The sequence below is a fragment of the Planctomonas deserti genome, assembly GCF_003067705.1.
GTDB lineage: Bacteria > Actinomycetota > Actinomycetes > Actinomycetales > Microbacteriaceae > Planctomonas > Planctomonas deserti.
The window spans coordinates 209,860-227,713 of the sequence record NZ_QANL01000003.1 but is presented as its reverse complement, the minus strand read 5'-3'; the positions used below and the strand labels follow the sequence as shown (position 1 = coordinate 227,713).

Annotated in this window: 17 protein-coding genes and 1 tRNA gene; 2 read left to right on the top strand and 16 right to left on the bottom strand. The window is 70.6% G+C overall.

Features of this window, described 5'->3' with window-relative positions; genetic code table 11:
- Window positions 1-30: 30 nt before the first annotated feature.
- From DAI20_RS11830 to rplU, 11 genes are all read right to left on the bottom strand, one after another.
- Window positions 31-103, bottom strand: a tRNA-Ala gene (locus DAI20_RS11830).
- Between the two features lie 122 nt (window positions 104-225).
- Complete coding sequence (locus DAI20_RS11825; protein WP_108251045.1) at window positions 226-624, bottom strand: TFIIB-type zinc ribbon-containing protein; 399 nt, start codon at window positions 622-624, stop codon at window positions 226-228.
- 63 nt (window positions 625-687) lie between these two features.
- The gene (gene rsfS / locus DAI20_RS11820) at window positions 688-1,059 is read right to left on the bottom strand and encodes a ribosome silencing factor (RefSeq protein WP_108251043.1); all 372 of its coding nucleotides are present in this window, start codon (window positions 1,057-1,059) and stop codon (window positions 688-690) included.
- 62 nt (window positions 1,060-1,121) lie between these two features.
- The gene (locus tag DAI20_RS11815; RefSeq protein ID WP_159085021.1) at window positions 1,122-2,264 is read right to left on the bottom strand and encodes a hypothetical protein; all 1,143 of its coding nucleotides are present in this window, start codon (window positions 2,262-2,264) and stop codon (window positions 1,122-1,124) included.
- A complete protein-coding gene (gene nadD, locus DAI20_RS11810; RefSeq protein ID WP_108251703.1) occupies window positions 2,261-2,863 on the bottom strand; it encodes a nicotinate-nucleotide adenylyltransferase in 603 nt (200 codons plus the stop codon). Before nadD ends, DAI20_RS11815 begins: the two co-directional genes overlap by 4 nt.
- A gap of 16 nt (window positions 2,864-2,879) precedes the next feature.
- Window positions 2,880-3,089, bottom strand: a complete 210-nt coding sequence (locus tag DAI20_RS11805; protein ID WP_108251039.1) for a hypothetical protein — start codon at window positions 3,087-3,089, stop codon at window positions 2,880-2,882.
- A 60-nt stretch (window positions 3,090-3,149) separates the two neighbouring features.
- Window positions 3,150-4,415 carry a glutamate-5-semialdehyde dehydrogenase gene (locus DAI20_RS11800; protein WP_108251037.1) on the bottom strand — a complete coding sequence of 422 codons (1,266 nt, stop codon included), beginning with the start codon at window positions 4,413-4,415 and terminating at the stop codon, window positions 3,150-3,152.
- A gap of 144 nt (window positions 4,416-4,559) precedes the next feature.
- Window positions 4,560-5,378 carry a glutamate 5-kinase gene (gene proB, locus DAI20_RS11795; protein WP_108251035.1) on the bottom strand — a complete coding sequence of 273 codons (819 nt, stop codon included), beginning with the start codon at window positions 5,376-5,378 and terminating at the stop codon, window positions 4,560-4,562.
- Window positions 5,359-6,873, bottom strand: a complete 1,515-nt coding sequence (gene obgE / locus DAI20_RS11790; protein ID WP_108251033.1) for a GTPase ObgE — start codon at window positions 6,871-6,873, stop codon at window positions 5,359-5,361. The genes proB and obgE overlap by 20 nt, the downstream gene beginning before the upstream one ends.
- 117 nt (window positions 6,874-6,990) lie before the next feature.
- Entirely contained in the window at window positions 6,991-7,248 is a 258-nt protein-coding gene (gene rpmA / locus DAI20_RS11785; protein WP_108251032.1) for a 50S ribosomal protein L27, read from the bottom strand.
- Between the two features lie 33 nt (window positions 7,249-7,281).
- Window positions 7,282-7,590 (bottom strand): 50S ribosomal protein L21, encoded by a 309-nt coding sequence (gene rplU / locus DAI20_RS11780; RefSeq protein ID WP_108251030.1) that lies wholly within the window; start codon window positions 7,588-7,590, stop codon window positions 7,282-7,284.
- A 268-nt stretch (window positions 7,591-7,858) separates the two neighbouring features.
- Here rplU and DAI20_RS11775 point away from each other — a divergent pair, with 268 nt between their 5' ends.
- Complete coding sequence (locus DAI20_RS11775) at window positions 7,859-8,125, top strand: DUF4031 domain-containing protein (protein ID WP_108251028.1); 267 nt, start codon at window positions 7,859-7,861, stop codon at window positions 8,123-8,125.
- A 51-nt stretch (window positions 8,126-8,176) separates the two neighbouring features.
- Here DAI20_RS11775 and DAI20_RS11770 read toward each other — a convergent pair whose 3' ends face one another.
- On the bottom strand, window positions 8,177-10,828 hold the full coding sequence (locus tag DAI20_RS11770) for an Rne/Rng family ribonuclease (protein ID WP_108251701.1): 2,652 nt from the start codon (window positions 10,826-10,828) through the stop codon (window positions 8,177-8,179).
- Between the two features lie 557 nt (window positions 10,829-11,385).
- Between DAI20_RS11770 and DAI20_RS11765 the strand changes: the two genes are divergently transcribed.
- Window positions 11,386-11,994 carry a vitamin K epoxide reductase family protein gene (locus tag DAI20_RS11765; protein ID WP_108251026.1) on the top strand — a complete coding sequence of 203 codons (609 nt, stop codon included), beginning with the start codon at window positions 11,386-11,388 and terminating at the stop codon, window positions 11,992-11,994.
- 213 nt (window positions 11,995-12,207) lie between these two features.
- On the opposite strand, the gene ndk is transcribed toward DAI20_RS11765, so the two are convergent.
- The 4 genes from ndk to ileS are packed head-to-tail and all read right to left on the bottom strand — an operon-like array spanning window position 12,208 to window position 17,827.
- The gene (gene ndk / locus DAI20_RS11760) at window positions 12,208-12,630 is read right to left on the bottom strand and encodes a nucleoside-diphosphate kinase (RefSeq protein ID WP_108251024.1); all 423 of its coding nucleotides are present in this window, start codon (window positions 12,628-12,630) and stop codon (window positions 12,208-12,210) included.
- A gap of 9 nt (window positions 12,631-12,639) precedes the next feature.
- On the bottom strand, window positions 12,640-13,095 hold the full coding sequence (locus DAI20_RS11755; RefSeq protein WP_108251022.1) for a DUF4233 domain-containing protein: 456 nt from the start codon (window positions 13,093-13,095) through the stop codon (window positions 12,640-12,642).
- Complete coding sequence (locus DAI20_RS11750) at window positions 13,092-14,474, bottom strand: bifunctional folylpolyglutamate synthase/dihydrofolate synthase (protein WP_108251020.1); 1,383 nt, start codon at window positions 14,472-14,474, stop codon at window positions 13,092-13,094. Before DAI20_RS11750 ends, DAI20_RS11755 begins: the two co-directional genes overlap by 4 nt.
- On the bottom strand, window positions 14,471-17,827 hold the full coding sequence (gene ileS, locus DAI20_RS11745; RefSeq protein ID WP_108251018.1) for an isoleucine--tRNA ligase: 3,357 nt from the start codon (window positions 17,825-17,827) through the stop codon (window positions 14,471-14,473). The genes DAI20_RS11750 and ileS overlap by 4 nt, the downstream gene beginning before the upstream one ends.
- Window positions 17,828-17,854: the final 27 nt, after the last annotated feature.

Here is a 17,854-nt window from a genome sequence, read left to right as displayed (position 1 = left end):
GGGGTATCCGGTTCTCACCGGGTAATTGGGTGGATCTGAGGGGACTCGAACCCCTGACCCCCTGCATGCCATGCAGGTGCGCTACCAGCTGCGCCACAGACCCATTGTGCTTTCCGTTCCCGGAAGACAACTCCACAAGATTACTACATGTTGAGGGGTGCTTCGTACACATGGACGCCTCGCACGGAGAAGCCGGGCAGCGATGCGGTGCCCGGCCCAGGCGCGTCAGTCGAAGAGCTCGCTGAGCCAACTGTCCTTGCGCTTGCGCCGGTACTGCCCCTGGCCGGGGCGGTCGCCGTAGCCGCCGTACGAGCGGTCGTCGCCGCGCCGGTCGCCGTACCCGCCGTACGAGCGCTCGTCGTCCCGGCGATCGCCGCGGGACTCCGGGAACGGCTCGGAGTAGCGGGAGCGGTACTCGGGCTCCGCGGGGAAGGGCGCCGGTTCGGTCGGGAACGACGCGTGGGCCGGCGGAGCGGCGGGTAGCGACTCCGCGGCCGCCCGATCCAGGATCTTGTCGAGCTCGCCGCGGTCCAGCCACACGCCGCGGCACTCCGGGCAGTAGTCGATCTCGACCCCGCTGCGTTCGCTCATCACGAGCGTGGCTGCGTCGTTCGGGCACTTCATGTCGTTCTCCCTCGAGCGGCGATGACGATGGTGCCGGCCGAGCGGCCAGCTCGATGAACGAGCCTAAGCGGGTACCTGGGGAAGTTCGATGGGAACGACCGGGCAGTCCTTCCAGAGGCGCTCCAGTGAGTAGTAGGCGCGGTCCTCCTGGTGGAAGACGTGCACGACCAGGTCGCCGAAGTCGAGCAGCACCCAGCGGGCCTCGTTGCGGCCCTCCCGGCGCAGCGCCTTGGTGCCCGCCTCTGCCAGCTTGTCCTCGACCTCGTCGGCGATGGCAAGGACGTTCCGCTCGTTCCGGGCGGAGGCGAGCAGGAAGATGTCGGTCAGCGGGAGAGGGCCGGAGACGTCGAGGGCCACGAGGTCCTCGGCCTGCTTGGAGTCGGCGGCCTTCGCGGCCACCTCGAGAAGCTCAACGGCGTGTGCAGATGCGGTCACGGGATCCTTCGGGTGAGGTGAGGTGAGGTGAGGTAAGGGGGGTAGGTGGAGTGTCGCGAAGATCAGCGGATGCCGAGCGCGACCACGAGGAGGGCTCCGACGCCGACGAGCAGGACGCCGCCGGTGCTGGCGAGCACGTAGGGAAGGGTCACGCCGCGGCGTGGCGCCACGCGGACCGCACCGCCATAGGCGGGCCGGGCGGTCGCGGACCGGACGGCGCGGACGGGCTCCGCCTCGGCCTCGAACTGATCGACGCCGTCGGCGGCGTCGATGAGGCGGTCGATCTCCGCCGAGTCGTAGCGGTCGGGATGGCCGCCGGTGGCCGCGAGACCGCGGGGCAGGTCGATGGTTCCGGTGACGATGACCTCGTCGGCGACGACGGGGGTGTGCTGCGCCTCGCCGGTGCCGGACGGGGCGGGCAGCACGATGGTCGACGTCGACACGGCGAGCTCCTCGTCGGCGCTCGACCAGTGCTCGGGCGTCGATCCGTACACGACCGGCGACGTGATGAGCCGGTCACCGTCGCCGTCGGCGGCGTCGAGCACCGGTTCGACGGGATCGGTGTCCGGGTGGGCGTCGGCATCGCGGTGGCCGTCGGCGCCGGGGATCGGCGTCAGCGGCGGAGCGGCAGGGCGCTCGAGGCCGGCGGCGAGGTCGGGAGCGGGGGCATCCGGCGACCCGGTGTCGCGGAGCAGGGCGTCGTGCTCGGCCTCCGACTCGGCCTCCCGCTCCGCGGCGGTCGCCGGCGGCGTGCCCCCGAGCAGGGCTTCGTGCTCCGCCTCCGTCTCGGTGTCCTCGGTGTCCTCGGTGTCTCCGGTGTCTCCGGCGTCTTCGGCGTGCTCGGCGTGCTCGGTTTCGATGGGATCGGACGCGGCGCCGGTCGGGGCGGCGTCCACGGATGCGCGGCGCTGGGCCTCGCGCGCCTCCGACAGGGCGCGGAGCTCGCGGCGGCTGAGCATGCGATCGGGCGTCAGCTCCCGCGTCAGTTCCTCGTAGCCGGCCGAGACGGAACGCACGTCGTCCGTGTCGACCCCGGGGTACGCCGTAGGGCCGTCGCCCTCGGCGGGCGCGGCGCTACGGACGGCGGCCTCGGGCGCATCCGGGTCCATGCCGGCCTCCTCGAGCGCCCGGCGGCGCTCGAGCTCACGCAGCTGGCGACGGCTCAGGGGCGTCACAGTGCCGCCCCCTGGCTCGTTCACCGTCATGAAGGACTCCGATACAGGTGGTGCTTCGAGATGTACTGGACGACACCGTCGGGAACCAGGTACCACACGGGGAAGCCCCGCCCGACCCGCGTCCGGCAGTCGGTCGAGGAGATGGACAGCGCCGGAACCTCGAGCAAGCTTACGTCGCCGTCCGGGAGCTGGCTGACCGTGAGGGCATGGCCCGGCCGGGTGACCGCGACGAAGTGCGCGAGCGACCAGAGCTCGTGCGCGTCCTTCCAGCTGAGGATCTGCGAGATCGCGTCGGCGCCCGAGATGAAGAACAGGTCGGCCTCGGGGCGCTCCTTCTGCAGGTCCCGGAGCGTGTCGATCGTGTAGGTCGGACCCTTGCGCTCGATGTCGACGCGGCTAACCGTGAAGCGGGGGTTCGCCGCGGTGGCGATAACCGTCATCAGGTAGCGGTGCTCGGCAGAGCTGACGGCACGCTTCTGCCACGGCTCCCCCGTGGGCACGAAGATGACCTCTTCGAGGTCGAACGATTGAGCGACCTCGCTCGCCGCAACCAGATGGCCGTGATGGATGGGATCGAACGTCCCGCCCATCACTCCGATGCGGGGCCGGTGGCTGTTCGTCCGGTTCAGCGACACGGGCGGAACGCTAGTGGCCCGTTCCGGAACCGTGTCCCTGCTCAGGGGCGGGACCACGGTCGAACTTCGCGCGGTGCCGGTTGGCGACGTCGCGGTAGGTGAACGTCACGAACCCGAACACGAAGAAGAGCACGAGCGCGATGACCCCGAAGACCCAGGCGGGGAACGGCAGCTCGCGGGCGAACTCCGATTCGGCTGCGAGGACGTAGAGCAGGTGCATTCGATGACTCCGTTCGAGTGGCGGCGCGCGCGGGCGTCCGAGGACAAGCCTAGAGCACGGTCAGGGGCGGACGTGCCCCGCGCCACGCACGAGCCACTTGCTGCTCGTGAGCTCGCTCAGCCCCATCGGGCCGCGGGCGTGCAGCTTCTGGGTGGAGATGCCCACCTCCGCGCCGAAGCCGAACTGGCCGCCGTCCGTGAAGCGGGTCGACGCGTTGACCATGACCACCGCCGAATCCACCTCGGCGAGGAACCGCTCCGCGTTGGCGTGGTCGTTCGTGATGATCGACTCGGTGTGGTGCGTGGAGTACGCCGCGATGTGGTCGAGCGCCTCGTCGAGCCCGTCGACCACGGCGACCGCGAGATCGAGCGTGTAGTACTCGGCACGCCAGTCGTCCTCGGTCGCGGGCACCGCATCCGGGAACAGGGCGCGCACGCGCTCGTCACCGTGCACCGTCACGCCGGCCTGGGCCAGGGCGCCGAGGACGGGTGGAAGCAGCCGGTCGGCGGCGCCGGCGTGCACGAGCAGCGTCTCCAGCGCGTTGCAGACGCTGGGGCGCTGGACCTTGGCGTTGCGCACGATGTCGACGGCCCAGTCCTCGGCCGCGCTCTCGTCGAGAAACACGTGCACGACGCCTGCGCCGGTTTCGATGACGGGAACGGTGGACTCGGCGACCACGGTGTTGATGAGGTCGGCGCTGCCGCGGGGCACGAGCACGTCGACGAAGCCGCGGGCGCGCATGAGGCGGTTGGCGCCCTCGCGACCGAAGTCGTCGACCGTTTGCACCGCGTCGGACGGGAGCCCGACGGAGGCGAGAGCGTCCTGGATGAGCTCCACGAGCACCCGATTGGTGTTCTCGGCGGCACTGCCGCCGCGCAGCACGGCGGCGTTGCCGCTCTTCAGCGCGAGCGAGGCGATGTCGATGGTCACGTTGGGCCGGGCCTCGTAGATGGCGCCGACGACCCCGAACGGCACGCGCACCTGGCTCAGCTTCAGGCCGTTGGGCAGCGTCTTGCCGCCGAGCACCTCGCCGACGGGGTCGACGAGCGCCGCGATCTCGAGCACGGCGTCCGCGAGCGCGCCGAGGCGGGCCTCGTCGAGCGTGAGCCGGTCGAGCAGCCCGGTGGAGAGCCCCTTCTCGCGGCCGTTCTCGAGGTCCTGCCGGTTCGCGGGCGTGATCCGCTCGATGTTGCCGCGCACCGCATCCGCGATGGCCCGCAGCGCGCGGTTCTTCTGGTCTGCGGTCGCCGTGGCGAGCACCGTGGACGCCGTCTTGGCGGCCTGCAGGCGCTCGTCAATGGAGGTGCGCACGAGGGTGTCGGACATAGCAGCATTTTAGGCGCCGCGGCAGGCGTGCCGTTCCGGATTCAGGCCGTGCTGCAACAGGCCGTAGTACGGGGCACCCGAAACGCGGCGTGTCGCCGCTGAACCTGAATCCGGAACCGAACGGCGGGTCCCCGAGGGAGTGGACTACACCGAGGAGGAAACCGGGGACGAGACGGGCGCGACGGCGGGAGCGGCGTCGAAGAACGTACCGACGTGTCCGCCGGCAAGGGCCTCGCCCACCTGCGGCGTCGCGGCGAGCAGCACGGCGGCGCCGGCCGCGGTCGCCAGGCGGGCGGCGGCGACCTTGGTGGTCGCTCCCCCGGTGCCGAGCCCGGTGCCGACGCTGCCGATCTTCACGCCCTGCAGCGCGTCGCCGTACGGCACGCGCGCGATGCGCTCCGCGCCCGGCTCGAGCGGCGGCCGGGTGTAGAGCGCGTCGACGTCGGAGAGCAGCACGAGCAGGTCGGCGCCCACGAGCTGCGTGACGAGGGAGGCGAGCCGGTCGTTGTCGCCGAAGCGGATCTCGTGCGTCGCGACCGTGTCGTTCTCGTTGATGATCGGCAGGATGCGCAGCCCGAGCAGGCGGTGCAGGGCGCGCTTGGCGTTGCTGCGGGGCGTGGGGTGCTCGAGGTCGCCCGCGGTGAGGAGCACCTGACCGGCGACGATGTCGTACCGGTCGAGGCTGTCCTGGTAGCGGTAGATGAGCACGTTCTGGCCCACTGCCGCGGCGGCCTGCTGGGTGGCGAGGTCGTCCGGCCGCTCGTCGAGCTTGAGGTACGGCATGCCCGTGGCGATCGCGCCGGACGAGACGAGGATGACCTCGGTGCCCCGCCCATGCATCTCGGCCAGGGCGGTGACGAGGGGCTCGATCTGCCCGGCGTTGTCCCCGCTGATGGACGAGGAGCCGACCTTGACGACGACCCGGCGCGCGGCCGGGATGTCGCTACGACTGAGTACCGTCATCGTCCGCCCAGAGGCCGGCCGCGCGCTCGCGCTCGAGCTCGGCGCGCGCCTCCGCCTTCGCGTCCATCCGCTCGGTGTACGACTGGCGCCGCTTCACGTTGGTGCGACGGCTCGACGGGTCGATGCGCGCATCCGTGCCGCGCGGGCTCGTGATGAGCTCGGCCGTCGAGCTGAGCGTGGGCTCCCAGTCGAACACGACGCCGTCGCCGGGGCCGATGATGACGGTGGAGCCGGTGGACGCGCCCGCCTTGAAGAGCTCGTCCTCGATGCCCAGCTTCGCCAGCCGGTCGGCCAGGAAGCCGACGGCCTCGTCGTTGGTGAAGTCGGTCTGCTGCACCCAGCGCTCCGGCTTGGTGCCGAGGATGCGGTACACGTTGCCGTAGGTGCCGCCCTCGACGCGCACGACGAAGCCCTGCTCGTCGACGGCCTTGGGTCGCAGCACGATGCGGGGAGCCGCCGGGGTCAGCGCGCGCTGGGCGCGGTCGGCCTCGACGAGCTCGGCCAGCGCGAAGGACAGCGATCGCAGACCCTCGTGCGAGGCGGCGGAGATCTCGAACACGCGGTAGCCGCGGGACTCGAGTTCGGGGCGCACGAAGGAGGCGAGCTCCTTGGCGTCCGGCACGTCGACCTTGTTGAGCGCGATGAGCTGCGGGCGCTCGAGGAGCGGCAGCTGACCGTCGGGAACCGGGTAGGCGGCGAGCTCGTGCAGGATGATGTCGAGGTCGGAGATGGGATCGCGACCGGGGTCGAGGGTCGCGCAGTCCAGCACGTGGAGCAGCGCGGTGCACCGCTCCACGTGGCGCAGGAACTCGAGGCCGAGTCCCTTGCCCTCGCTCGCGCCCTCGATCAGGCCGGGAACATCCGCGATCGTGTAGCGGGTCTCACCGGCCTGGACGACGCCGAGATTCGGGTGCAGGGTCGTGAAGGGGTAGTCGGCGATCTTCGGCTTCGCGGCGGACAGCGCCGCGACGAGGCTGGACTTGCCGGCCGACGGGTAGCCCACGAGCGCGACGTCGGCGACGGTCTTCAGCTCGAGGACGACGTCGCCCTCCCAGCCGAGCGTGCCGAGGAGCGCGAACCCGGGCGCCTTGCGCTTGGTGGTCGAGAGGGCCGCGTTGCCGAGGCCGCCCTGGCCGCCGGGGGCCGCGACGAAGCGCATGCCGGGCTCGTCCATGTCGAGGAGCTCGTTGCCGTCGGCATCCTTCACAACGGTTCCGACGGGCACGGGGAGCTCGAGCAGCTCGCCGTTTGCGCCCGCGCGGTGGTCGCCCATGCCGGGCCCGCCGTTCGAGGAGGAGCGGTGCGGTGCGCGGTGGTAGCCGAGCAGCGTGGTGACCTGCGGGTCGCTCACGAGCACGATGTCACCGCCGTGGCCGCCGTTGCCGCCGTCGGGTCCGGCCAGCGGCTTGAACTTCTCGCGTCGGACGGACACGCAGCCGTTCCCGCCGTTGCCCGCCCGGAGGTGGAGGGTCACTGTGTCGACGAAAGTCGCCATGGGGTTCCTCACCGTCCTTTCATTCGGGTGTGGCGGCCGTTGCTTGGCACGCCAGCGGGTTAAGCACTGAACGGGCGGGCCGAAGCCCGCCCGTTCAGCAGAGGATCGAAAGCCGGGTCAGACCGCGGCTGCGACGATGTTGACGACCTTGCGGCCGCCCTTGGTGCCGAACTGCACCGAGCCCGCCTCGAGGGCGAACAGGGTGTCGTCCCCGCCGCGGCCGACGCCGGCGCCGGGGTGGAAGTGGGTGCCGCGCTGGCGAACGATGATCTCGCCCGCGTTGACGACCTCGCCACCGAAGCGCTTCACGCCGAGGCGCTGAGCGTTCGAGTCACGACCGTTGCGAGTGGAGCTCGCTCCCTTTTTGTGTGCCATGTCTTATCTCTCTTCTAGTGACGCGGACGCGCGTTACGCGATCTCGGTGACCTTGACGCGCGTGAGCTCCTGACGGTGGCCCTGGCGCTTCTTGTAGCCGGTCTTGTTCTTGAACTTCTGGATCACGATCTTGGGGCCGCGGAGGTCACCGAGGACCTCGGCCGTGACCTTGACGTTGGCCAGCGCCGCGGCGTCGGACGTGATGTTCTCGCCGTCGACGAGCAGCACGGCGGGAAGCTGCACGTTGCCGTCCTTGTCAGCCTTCTTGCGGTCCATCGTGACGATGGTGCCGACCTCGACCTTTTCCTGGCGGCCACCGGCGCGCACTACTGCGTAAACCACTTCTCGTACCTAATTTCTCTTGGGGTCCTGATGTAAAGGACATGCCGATCCTCGAACCGGAGAGTCCGATCGAGACGTTCATGTCTCAACTCAAGGAAGTCTGCTGGCGTTTCCGTGGGCTCAGCCCAACGCACACCAGCGGTCAACTTTACTTGATCGAGGCTAGCCGGTCAAACCCGCTCCGCCTGGCAGCGGCGCCGCGTGTCGCGCACCGGGCGGCCCACCGCGCGTTCGCGCGGACGCGCCCTGACGATTCTAGGATCTCCCCATGACCGTGCTTCTCGACCGCCCGATGTGGCCGGCTCACGGCACGCTCTGGTCCCACCTTGTCAGCGACGCGACCCTCGACGAGCTCCACGACTTCGCGGCGCGTGCCGGCGTCCCTCGCCGGAGCTTCGACATCGATCACTACGACGTGCCGCAGGAGCGGTACGACGAGCTGGTGGCGGCGGGCGCGCTGCCCGTCAGCAACCGCGAGCTCGTGACCCGGCTCGTCAGGAGCGGGCTCCGGGTGCGGCAGCGGGACCGCCGCTGATCGCGACGGTCCCGCCCGTTCGTCCTGTCACCGGCGTCGTGCCGGCTCTCGCTACTCGCCCGAGGGGGGCAGGATCGGCGCGGACAGCGTCGCCGTGCTCACCCGGCGGCTGCGCGAGCGCCCCTTGCCCGGCTCCTTCGGCTCCGGCAGGGCGTCGAGCACGGAGCCGAGCAGCTGCTCGGCATCCTGCCTGCTGACCTTGGGCTGAGCGTGGTGCGCGGGCGCCAGCGGGATGTCGAGGATCGCGACGGGCGCGTCGGCGGGCGCGTCCGACGTGTCCGATCCGGCGCTTTCGCCGTGAGCACCTTCGCCCGAGTTCCCGGCCGTCGGCGCGACGGGCTCGGCGGTCGTCACGGGCGTGGTGATGACCTCGGCGGTCAGGCCCTGCGGGCTGCGACCGGAGGCCGACGCGCGGCGGTTGCGTCCGCCGCGGCGACCCGATCCGCTCTGCGGCGCCTGGGCGGTGGGGGCGCCCTGGGCGGGCTGCACGCGGGGCTCCCCCTCCGCCGCCTGGTCGGCGGGCGCAGGGGCGGCCGAGTCCGCGCTCGGCGCGGCGGCAGCGGGCGCGGCGGCAGCGGGCACCACGGCGGGCTCCTCGACGGCCACGTCGGGCACCGTGGGGTCCTCCGCGTGCTTCTCGTGCTGCACGGCGATGGTGCTCGTGGCGATCTTGGCCAGCGCGTTGCGGGCGTCCTCGGTGATGGCGTGGGTGGCCTTCGGCGCCGGGGCGGAGTCCCCACCGCGGCCGCCGTTGCCGTTGTTCCCGTTCGAGCCACCGTTGCCGTTGCCGTTGCCGGTGTTGGCGCCGCCACCGTTTCCGTTGCCGGCTCCGGTGTTGCCGCCCTTCCCGCGACGACGCCCGGTCATCTCGGGCTGCGGGGTCTGGCGGTGCTTGGTCACGGGGTCGTGGTGCACGATGATGCCGCGGCCGGCGCAGACCTCGCAGTTCTCGCTGAAGGACTCGAGCAGGCCGAGGCCGAGCTTCTTGCGCGTCATCTGCACGAGGCCGAGCGAGGTGACCTCGGCGACCTGGTGCTTGGTGCGGTCGCGGCTCAGGCACTCGAGCAGGCGGCGCAGCACGAGGTCCCGGTTCGTCTCGAGCACCATGTCGATGAAGTCGACGACGATGATGCCGCCGATGTCGCGCAGCCGCAGCTGGCGCACGATCTCCTCGGCCGCCTCGAGGTTGTTCTTGGTGACCGTCTCCTCGAGGTTGCCGCCGGAGCCGACGAACTTGCCGGTGTTCACATCGACGACCGTCATGGCCTCGGTGCGGTCGATCACGAGGGAACCGCCGGAGGGCAGCCACACCTTGCGGTCCAGCGCCTTCTCGATCTGCTCGCTGATGCGGAACTGGTCGAACGCGTCGACCGAGCCCTCGTAGCGCTCGACACGGTCGATGAGGTCGGGCGCCACCGAGCGGAGGTAGTTCTCGATCGTGGCCTGGGCGTCGTCGCCGGCGATCACGAGCTTCGTGAAGTCCTCGTTGAAGACGTCGCGGATGATCTTGATCAGCAGGTCGGGCTCGCTGTGCAGCGAGTAGGGCGCGGACTGCGTCTCGACCTGGCGCTGGATCTCGGCCCACTGCGAGGTGAGGCGGTTCACGTCGAGGGTCAGCTGCTCCTCGGTGGCGCCCTCGGCCGCGGTGCGTACGATCACGCCCGTGTTCTCGGGGAGCACCTCCTTGAGGATCTTCTTCAGCCGGGCACGCTCCGTGTCGGGCAGCTTGCGGCTGATTCCGTTCATCGATCCGTTCGGCACGTACACGAGGTAGCGGCCGGGCAGCGAGATCTGGCTGGTGAGGCGCGCGCCCTTGTGGCCCACCGGGTCCTTCGTCACCTGTACGAGCACCTTGTCGCCGGGCTTCAGCGCCAGCTCGATGCGGCGCGGCTGGTTGCCGGTCTCGGCGGCATCCCAGTCGACCTCGCCGGAGTAGAGCACGGCGTTGCGCCCGCGCCCGATGTCGACGAACGCGGCCTCCATGCTGGGCAGCACGTTCTGCACGCGCCCCAGGTAGACGTTGCCGATGAGGGACGCCTCCTGGGCGCGGGCGACGTAGTGCTCGACAAGCACGCCGTCCTCGAGTACGCCGATCTGGATGCGGTCGTCCTTCGAGCGCACGACCATGGTGCGGTCGACGGACTCGCGGCGGGCGAGGAACTCGGCCTCCGTGACGACCGGGCGGCGCCGGCCGGCGTCGCGGCCGTCGCGTCGGCGCTGCTTCTTGGCCTCGAGGCGGGTCGAGCCCTTGATGCGCTGCGGCTCGGTGATGAGCTCGGGCTCGCGCTCCCGCGGGGTGCGCACCTTGATGACCGTGTTCTCGGGGTCGTCGGTGCCGGAGCGGTCCTCGCCCGAGCGACGGCGCGACCGGCGGCGCACGCGCGACACGTCCTCGTCCTGGCTGTCGCGCTCCTCGCGGACCCGGTCGTCGCGGTCCTCGATGTCGTCGCGCTCGTCGCGGTCGTCACGGTCGTCGAAGTCGTTGCGGCCGCGGCGGAGCGGCGGCAGCGGCTGGATGTCCGGTGCCTGGAACAGCAGCGTCGTGGTGGACAGCGGCCGCACGGGAAGCTTCTGCTGCTGCTCCGCCACCGGCGCCGACCCGGGCTCGCCCTGCGTGCCCTGCTGGTCGCCTCCGCCGTTGGCCACCGTCGCGTCGTCGGCCGTGATGTCGTCCTGGTTCGCGTTCGTGAACGCGTCCTTCATGGTGTCGTCCTGCACGGAATCATCCGCCTTCTTGGCTGGGGCGCCCTGCTCGAGGGCGCGCGTGTGGAGGTCGTCGGGGGACGCGGGAGCCGGGCTCCCCTGCGCGCCCGGAACTCGGGGCGCCGCGCTGGCCTGCCCGTCCTCGTTCCGGGACTGCCCCGTCGACCGTCGTGCGGTCTTGCGCCCGAAGAGCCGGGCGCGGAACCTTCCTACGTTCTCGTCTTTCTCCACCACTGCTGGTGCACTCCTAGACCGCTCCCGTTGGCCGCGCCATCGGTTGCGGTTACTCTCTCGCGTGCGTCCTGCTGTGCAGGAGCACTAATCCTTTTTTCAGGATCCGCCTGCTGCGGGGATCCCAAGCCTGTTTCGTTTCGTCGTGCTCTCGCGGTCCGGCACAACTGCTCCGGACCCGGAAGTCGACACCGGCAATGCCTAAGTGGTCCGGTACCTGCCCGGAAAGACTCTCGTCGGGCCGTCACTCGCGGTGTGCCGACCAGCAGCCATTATCGCACGCCTTCCCAGTCGGGACGGATTCCGCCTGTGGCATACTCGCTCGCATGCACTCCCCGGCCGCCTTGAAGCGGCCCCTGGCCTACGCCCTGCTGCTGATTCTGACCGGCCTCGTGGGCGCATACAGCTCGTTCGTGCTCGTGCTGGATCGCATCCAACTGCTCCGCAACCCGGGCGAGTCGCTCGGCTGCGACTTCAACCCCTTCGTGTCCTGCGGCACCGTCATCGAGAGCTGGCAGGGGTCGCTGTTCGGGTTCCCCAATCCCCTCCTCGGCGTCGCCGGGTTCGTCGCCCCCGTCGCGGTCGGCGTCGGGCTGCTCGCGGGCGCTCGCTTCGCGCGCTGGTTCTGGGCGCTCTTCGTGCTGGGGCTCACCCTCGCCTGGCTGTTCGTGACCTGGCTGTTCACCCAGACGGTCTTCTCGATCGGCACGCTCTGCCCCTGGTGCATGCTCGTCTGGGCGGTCACCATCCCGCTCTTCTGGATCTCCCTGGTCTACACGGCGGCGCGCGGTCTCACGCCGGTCCCGCGCCGGATCCGTCGCCTGGCGGGAGCCGCCCTCCCCTTCACCTGGGTGCTTGTGGTGGTGAACTACGCGGCGATCGTGCTGGTGATCCTCGCGGTCTTCCCGCGCCTGCCGCTCGTCCTCTTCGGCTGACCCGACCGCGCTCCCCGCTGCTGCACTCGCGCCCCTGCCCAGGCAGAAGGATCGTGCGCAGCTAAAAGCTGGGCAGGATCCTCCTGCCTGGGCAGGGGTGGAGCGGCCGGGGTGCGCGTCCCTCTCGCCCCTGCCCAGGCAGAGGCGCCGCGCCCAGGTTGAACTTGGGCAGGATGCCGCTGCCTGGGCAGGGGCGTTCACGAACGGGTGGGGTCAGTCGAACCAGAGGGCGAGCTCGCGGGCCGCGGACTCCGGCGAATCGGATCCGTGCACCAGGTTCTGCTGCACCTTCGCGCCCCAGTCGCGGGCGAGGTCGCCGCGGATCGTGCCGGGGGCGGCCGTGGTGGGATCCGTCGTTCCGGCGAGCGAGCGGAAGCCCTCGATCACGCGGTTGCCAGCGAGGCGGATCGCGACGAGTGGCCCGGACTCCATGAACTCGACGAGCGGCTCGTAGAACGGCTTGCCCACGTGCTCCTCGTAGTGCTGGGCGAGCAGGTCGCGGTCGGCCTGCACCAGCTTCAGGTCGACGAGCTTGTAGCCTTTCGCCTCGATGCGCCGGATGATCTCGCCCGTCAGGTTGCGGGCGACGCCGTCCGGCTTCACCAGGACGAGCGTTTCCTCCACGGGTGCGGTCATGAGTTCTCCTTAGATTGTTTCCGTCGGTCCATCGACCGTTGGTCCTGCGTCCGGCTGCGCGCGCAGCGCCGCCGCCTTCTCGCGATCGATCCGCGCCCCCTGGATCATGCAGTACACCCAGAGAATGGCGAAGAACCCGCCCACGATGAACATGGCCTGCAGCACGAAGCCGGTGGCCACGATCGCCAGCTCGACCAGCCAGCCGAGGGCGAATCCCCAGCGGTAGCGGAGCAGGCCGACGGTCACGAGCATCACCGCGATGAGCGCGGCGCCGCCGCCCAATGCCGTTGCCGCGGGCAGCGCGCGGAGCCCGAAGGCCACGAGCGCGGCGAGGAAGACCACGATCACCTCGAAGCCGAGCACGATCGAGCCGAGGGACTCCTGCGTGGAGCGGGTCCTGCGCCTGCGCGCCGGGCGGGATGCGCGCCCCGGCTCGGGCGACGGGTCCGGCGTTCCGACGGTCATGCGCCCTTCCACCCCTCGTCAGCGGCGATGCCGATGGCCTCGCCCACGAGGAGGATGGATCCGGCCACCACGACGGCGCCCTTGTCGGTCTCGCCGGCCAGGTCGCGCGCCGTCTCGAGCGCGGTGCGGACGTTGGGCTCGACGGTGACACGGTCGGGACCCACGACGGACACGGCGGTCGCGGCGAGCTCGTCGACGTCCGACCCGCGGTCCGACGGCGCCTGCGTGATCACGAACTCGTCCACGACGGGCTCGAGCGCCGCGATGATGCCCTTGGCGTCCTTGTCCGCGAGCACACCGACCACGGCGATGACGCGGTCGAAGGTGAAGTACAGCGGGATCGAGGCCGCGAGCGTCTCGGCCCCGCTCGGATTGTGCGCCGCGTCCACGAGCACGGTGGGCTCGACGCCCACGACCTGGAGGCGCCCGGGCGACGTCACGGTCGCGAGGCCCTCGGCCACGACGTCCTGGGCGAGCGCGTGGTCGCCGCCGCCGATGAAGGTCTCGACCGCCGCGATGGCGACCGCGGCGTTCTGGGCCTGGTGGTCGCCGAACAGCGGTAGGAAGAGGTCCTCGTAGCGCCCGGCGATGCCGCGCACCGTGAGGACCTGCCCGCCGACGGCCACCGTGTTGGACTCGAGCGCGAACGTCTCGCCCTGCACCGAGAAGGTCGACTCGGTGAGCTCGGCCGCACGACGCAGCTCGTCGAGCGCCTCCGCGGGCTGAGTCGCGGACACGACGTCGGTGGACGGCTTGACGATGCCGGACTTGGTGCGGGCGATCGCGGCGACGGTGTTGCCGAGCCGGGCGGTGTGGTCGAGGGAGATGGGCGTGAACACCGACACCTGGCCCTCGACGACGTTGGTGGAATCCCACTCGCCGCCCATGCCGACCTCGATCACGCCGACGTCCACCGGCGCGTCCGCGAAGCAGGCGAACGCGAGCACGGTGAGCGCCTCGAAGAACGTGAGGCGCGGCTCCCCCGCGGCCTCGAGCTCGTCGTCGACCATGGTGATGTACGGCTGGATCTCGTCCCAGTTCCGGGCGAGCGCCTCGTTCGAGATGGGCTCGCCGTCGATGACGATGCGCTCGTTGAACCGCTGCAGGTGCGGGCTGGTGAGCAGGCCCGTGCGCAGCCCGAAGGCGCGCAGGATGCTCTCGCTGATGCGGCTCGTCGACGTCTTGCCGTTCGTGCCCGTGATGTGGATCACCGGGTAAGCCCGGTGCGGATCGCCGAGGACCTCGACCGCGCGGCGGGTCGCGGTCAGCCGCGGCTGGGGCGCGCCCTCGCCCGCGCGCTGGAGCAGCGCCTCGTAGACCTCGTCGGCGGCGCGCTCGTACAGCGCGTCCTCGGAGTCGTCGAACGTGTTGTCCGTCATCGCTTCGCCACCTCGATCCGCACCTGCGAGCCCTGGCCCACAGCCTTCCAGGAGTCCCCGCTGACAGCATCCTCGCGCAGAACCCGGAGCTCCTCGCTCAGGGTTTCGGCGGAGATGAGGCCGCCGTGCTCGCGGATGGCCTCCTCGCTCGCCGCATCGCTCGCGGCGAGCGACAGGGAGATGCGGTCGCTCACCTCGAGCCCCGCCGCCTTCCGCGCGTCCTGAACGGCCCGGATGACGTCGCGGGCGAGCCCCTCGGCCTCGAGCTCCGGGGTGACCACGGTGTCGAGCAGCAGGAATCCGCCGCTCGGCAGCAGCGCGAGCGCCGAGCCGGACGCCGAGCCGGACGCCTCGAGCTTCAGCTCGTACTCGCCCTCCTCGAGGGCGATGCCGCCCGCGACCACGGTGCCGTCGGTCTCGGTCCAGTCCCCCGCGCGGGCGGCCTTGATGACCGTCTGCACGTTCTTGCCGAGTCGCGGACCCGCGGCGCGCGCGTTCACGGTGAGCCGCGAGGTCACGCCGAAGCGCTCGGCGCTCGACTCCTCGAACTCGACGAGCCGGACCGACTTCACGTTGAGCTCCTCGCGCAGGATCGCCTCGAACGGGACGAGCCCGGTGGTGTCGGTGGTCACGACCGTGAGCGTCGACAGCGGCAGGCGCACGCGCAGGCCCGACTGCTTGCGCAGCGAGAGCGCCGTCGAGCTGATCGCCCGCACGGAGTCCATCGCGGCGACGAGGTCGTCCTCGCGCGGGAACGCGGACGCGTCCGGCCAGTCCGTCAGGTGCACGCTTCGGCCGCCGGTGAGGTCCTTCCAGATGCGCTCCGCCACGAGCGGCAGCAGCGGGGCGGCGACGCGGGTGAGGGTCTCCAGCACGGTGTACAGCGTGTCGAAGGCCCCGGTGTCCGCGCCGTCCGCGCCGACGCCCGCCCAGAAGCGGTCGCGGGAGCGCCGCACGTACCAGTTCGTGAGCACGTCGCCGAAGTCGCGCAGCTTCGCCGAGGCCAGCGAGCTGTCGAGCGCCTCGAGGTCGACGGTGACGTCCTCGACGAGCTGGCCGGTCTTCGCGAGGATGTACCGGTCGAGCACGTCCGTGGAGTCGGTGCGCCAGGCGGCCTCGTAGCCGGTGCCGTCGGGCCCCGCGGTGTTGGCGTAGAGGGAGAAGAAGTACCAGGTGCTCCAGAGCGGCAGCAGCATCTCCCGCACGCCCTGGCGGATGCCCTCCTCGGTTACGACGAGGTTGCCGCCGCGCAGCACGGAGCTCGCCATCAGGAACCAGCGCATGGCGTCGGACCCGTCGCGGGTGAACACCTCGTTGACGTCGGGGTAGTTGCGCAGCGACTTCGACATCTTCTGGCCGTCGGAGCCGAGGACGATGCCGTGGCTCACGACGTTGCTGAAGGCGGGGCGACCGAACAGCGCCGTGGACAGCACGTGCAGCGTGTAGAACCAGCCGCGGGTCTGGCCGATGTACTCGACGATGAAGTCCGCGGGGTTGTGGGTGTCGAACCACTCCGAGTTCTCGAAGGGGTAGTGCACCTGCGCGAACGGCATCGAGCCGGAGTCGAACCACACGTCGAGCACGTCGGTGATGCGACGCATGGTCGACCGCCCCGTCGGGTCGTCCGGGTTCGGCCGGGTCAGCTCGTCGATGTAGGGGCGGTGCAGGTCGGTGGGGCGCACGCCGAAGTCGGCCTCGAGCTCGTCGAGCGAGCCGTAGACGTCGATGCGCGGGTACGCGGGGTCATCGCTCTTCCACACCGGGATGGGCGATCCCCAGTACCGGTTGCGGGAGATCGACCAGTCGCGGGCGTTGCCGATCCACTTGCCGAACTGCCCGTCCTTCACGTTGTCCGGCACCCAGGTGACGTCCTGGTTCAGGCGCACCATGTCGTCGCGGAAGTCGGTCACGCGCACGAACCAGCTGGAGACCGCCTTGTAGATGAGCGGATTGCGGCAGCGCCAGCAGTGCGGGTAGGGGTGCTCGTAGCTCGCCTGGCGCAGGAGCCGGCCCTGCGCCTTGATCATCTGGGTCAGCGTGCGGTTCGCCTCGAACACCTGCAGGCCGGCCACCTCCTCGATGAGCGGCAGGAAGCGCCCGCCCTCGTCGACGGAGAGGAGAACGGGGATGCCGGCCGCGGCACAGACGACCTGGTCGTCCTCGCCGTAGGCCGGTGCCTGGTGCACGATGCCGGTGCCCTCGGTGGTCGTGACGTAGTCGGCCACCAGGATCTGCCAGGCGTGCTGCGTGCCGTACTTCTCGGTGTCCGCGTAGTAGTCCCAGAGCCGGTCGTACTGCACGCCGTTCAGCTCGGCGCCGCGGATGGTGAAGGCCACCCCGGCGCGCGCCTCCTCGGCGGAGTCGTAGCCGAGGTCCTTCGCGTAGCCGGCGAGGAGGTCGGATGCGATGAGGTACTCGGCGCCCCGCACCTCGGTGTCGGCGTGCGCGGGGTGGTGCTCCGCGAGGCCGTCCGGCGCCTCGGAGTCGTGGGTCGCGTTCGGGCCGCTGCGCACGACGGAGTACTCGATGTCCGGCCCCACGGCGAGCGCCATGTTGGTCGGCAGGGTCCACGGGGTCGTCGTCCAGGCGAGGGCGCGCACGCCCGTGAGCCCGAGGGCCTCGGCGCGCATGCCGACGAGCGGGAACGTCACCGTCACGGTCTGGTCCTGGCGCGTCTTGTAGACGTCGTCGTCCATCCGCAGCTCGTGGTTCGACAGCGGGGTCTGGTCACGCCAGCAGTAGGGCAGCACGCGGTAGCCCTCGTAGGCGAGGCCCTTGTCGTGGAGCTGCTTGAACGCCCAGATGACCGACTCCATGAAGGTGATGTCGAGGGTCTTGTAGTCGTTCTCGAAGTCGACCCACCGGGCCATGCGCGTGACGTAGTCCTGCCACTCGCCGGTGTAGCGCAGCACGGCGTCTCGGGCGGCGCCGTTGAACGCGGCGATTCCCATCTTCTCGATCTCGCTCTTGTCGCTGATGCCGAGCTGCCGCTCGGCCTCCAGCTCGGCGGGCAGCCCGTGGGTGTCCCAGCCGAACCGGCGGTGCACCTGCTTGCCCCGCATCGTCTGGAAGCGCGGGAACAGGTCCTTGGCGTAGCCGGTGAGGAGGTGGCCGTAGTGCGGCAGGCCGTTGGCGAACGGCGGGCCGTCGTAGAACACCCACTCCGTGCAGCCCTCGCGCTGGTCGATCGACGCCTGGAAGGTGTCGTCGCCCTTCCAGAACGCGAGGATGCCCTCCTCGATCTCCGGGAAGCTCGGGCTCGGGCTCACGGCCCGCTGCCGAGCGGCGTCTGCGCGCGCGGCATCGGACGGATCCGAGGGGCTCGATTCGTAGGGCGGGCGGGGGTACGTCATGGCTCTCCTGGCAGGACAGAATCTGCA

What these genes read in the sequence shown, in the direction of transcription:
- DAI20_RS11825 (WP_108251045.1), bottom strand. Translation starts at nt 624, where the DNA reads ATGAAGTGCCCGAACGACGCAGCCACGCTCGTGATGAGCGAACGCAGC.
- DAI20_RS11815 (WP_159085021.1), bottom strand. Translation starts at nt 2,264, where the DNA reads ATGACGGTGAACGAGCCAGGGGGCGGCACTGTGACGCCCCTGAGCCGT.
- DAI20_RS11805 (WP_108251039.1), bottom strand. Translation starts at nt 3,089, where the DNA reads ATGCACCTGCTCTACGTCCTCGCAGCCGAATCGGAGTTCGCCCGCGAG.
- DAI20_RS11800 (WP_108251037.1), bottom strand. Translation starts at nt 4,415, where the DNA reads ATGTCCGACACCCTCGTGCGCACCTCCATTGACGAGCGCCTGCAGGCC.
- proB (WP_108251035.1), bottom strand. Translation starts at nt 5,378, where the DNA reads ATGACGGTACTCAGTCGTAGCGACATCCCGGCCGCGCGCCGGGTCGTC.
- obgE (WP_108251033.1), bottom strand. Translation starts at nt 6,873, where the DNA reads ATGGCGACTTTCGTCGACACAGTGACCCTCCACCTCCGGGCGGGCAAC.
- rpmA (WP_108251032.1), bottom strand. Translation starts at nt 7,248, where the DNA reads ATGGCACACAAAAAGGGAGCGAGCTCCACTCGCAACGGTCGTGACTCG.
- DAI20_RS11775 (WP_108251028.1), top strand. Translation starts at nt 7,859, where the DNA reads ATGACCGTGCTTCTCGACCGCCCGATGTGGCCGGCTCACGGCACGCTC.
- DAI20_RS11770 (WP_108251701.1), bottom strand. Translation starts at nt 10,828, where the DNA reads ATGAAGGACGCGTTCACGAACGCGAACCAGGACGACATCACGGCCGAC.
- DAI20_RS11765 (WP_108251026.1), top strand. Translation starts at nt 11,386, where the DNA reads ATGCACTCCCCGGCCGCCTTGAAGCGGCCCCTGGCCTACGCCCTGCTG.
- ndk (WP_108251024.1), bottom strand. Translation starts at nt 12,630, where the DNA reads ATGACCGCACCCGTGGAGGAAACGCTCGTCCTGGTGAAGCCGGACGGC.
- DAI20_RS11755 (WP_108251022.1), bottom strand. Translation starts at nt 13,095, where the DNA reads ATGACCGTCGGAACGCCGGACCCGTCGCCCGAGCCGGGGCGCGCATCC.
- DAI20_RS11750 (WP_108251020.1), bottom strand. Translation starts at nt 14,474, where the DNA reads ATGACGGACAACACGTTCGACGACTCCGAGGACGCGCTGTACGAGCGC.
- ileS (WP_108251018.1), bottom strand. Translation starts at nt 17,827, where the DNA reads ATGACGTACCCCCGCCCGCCCTACGAATCGAGCCCCTCGGATCCGTCC.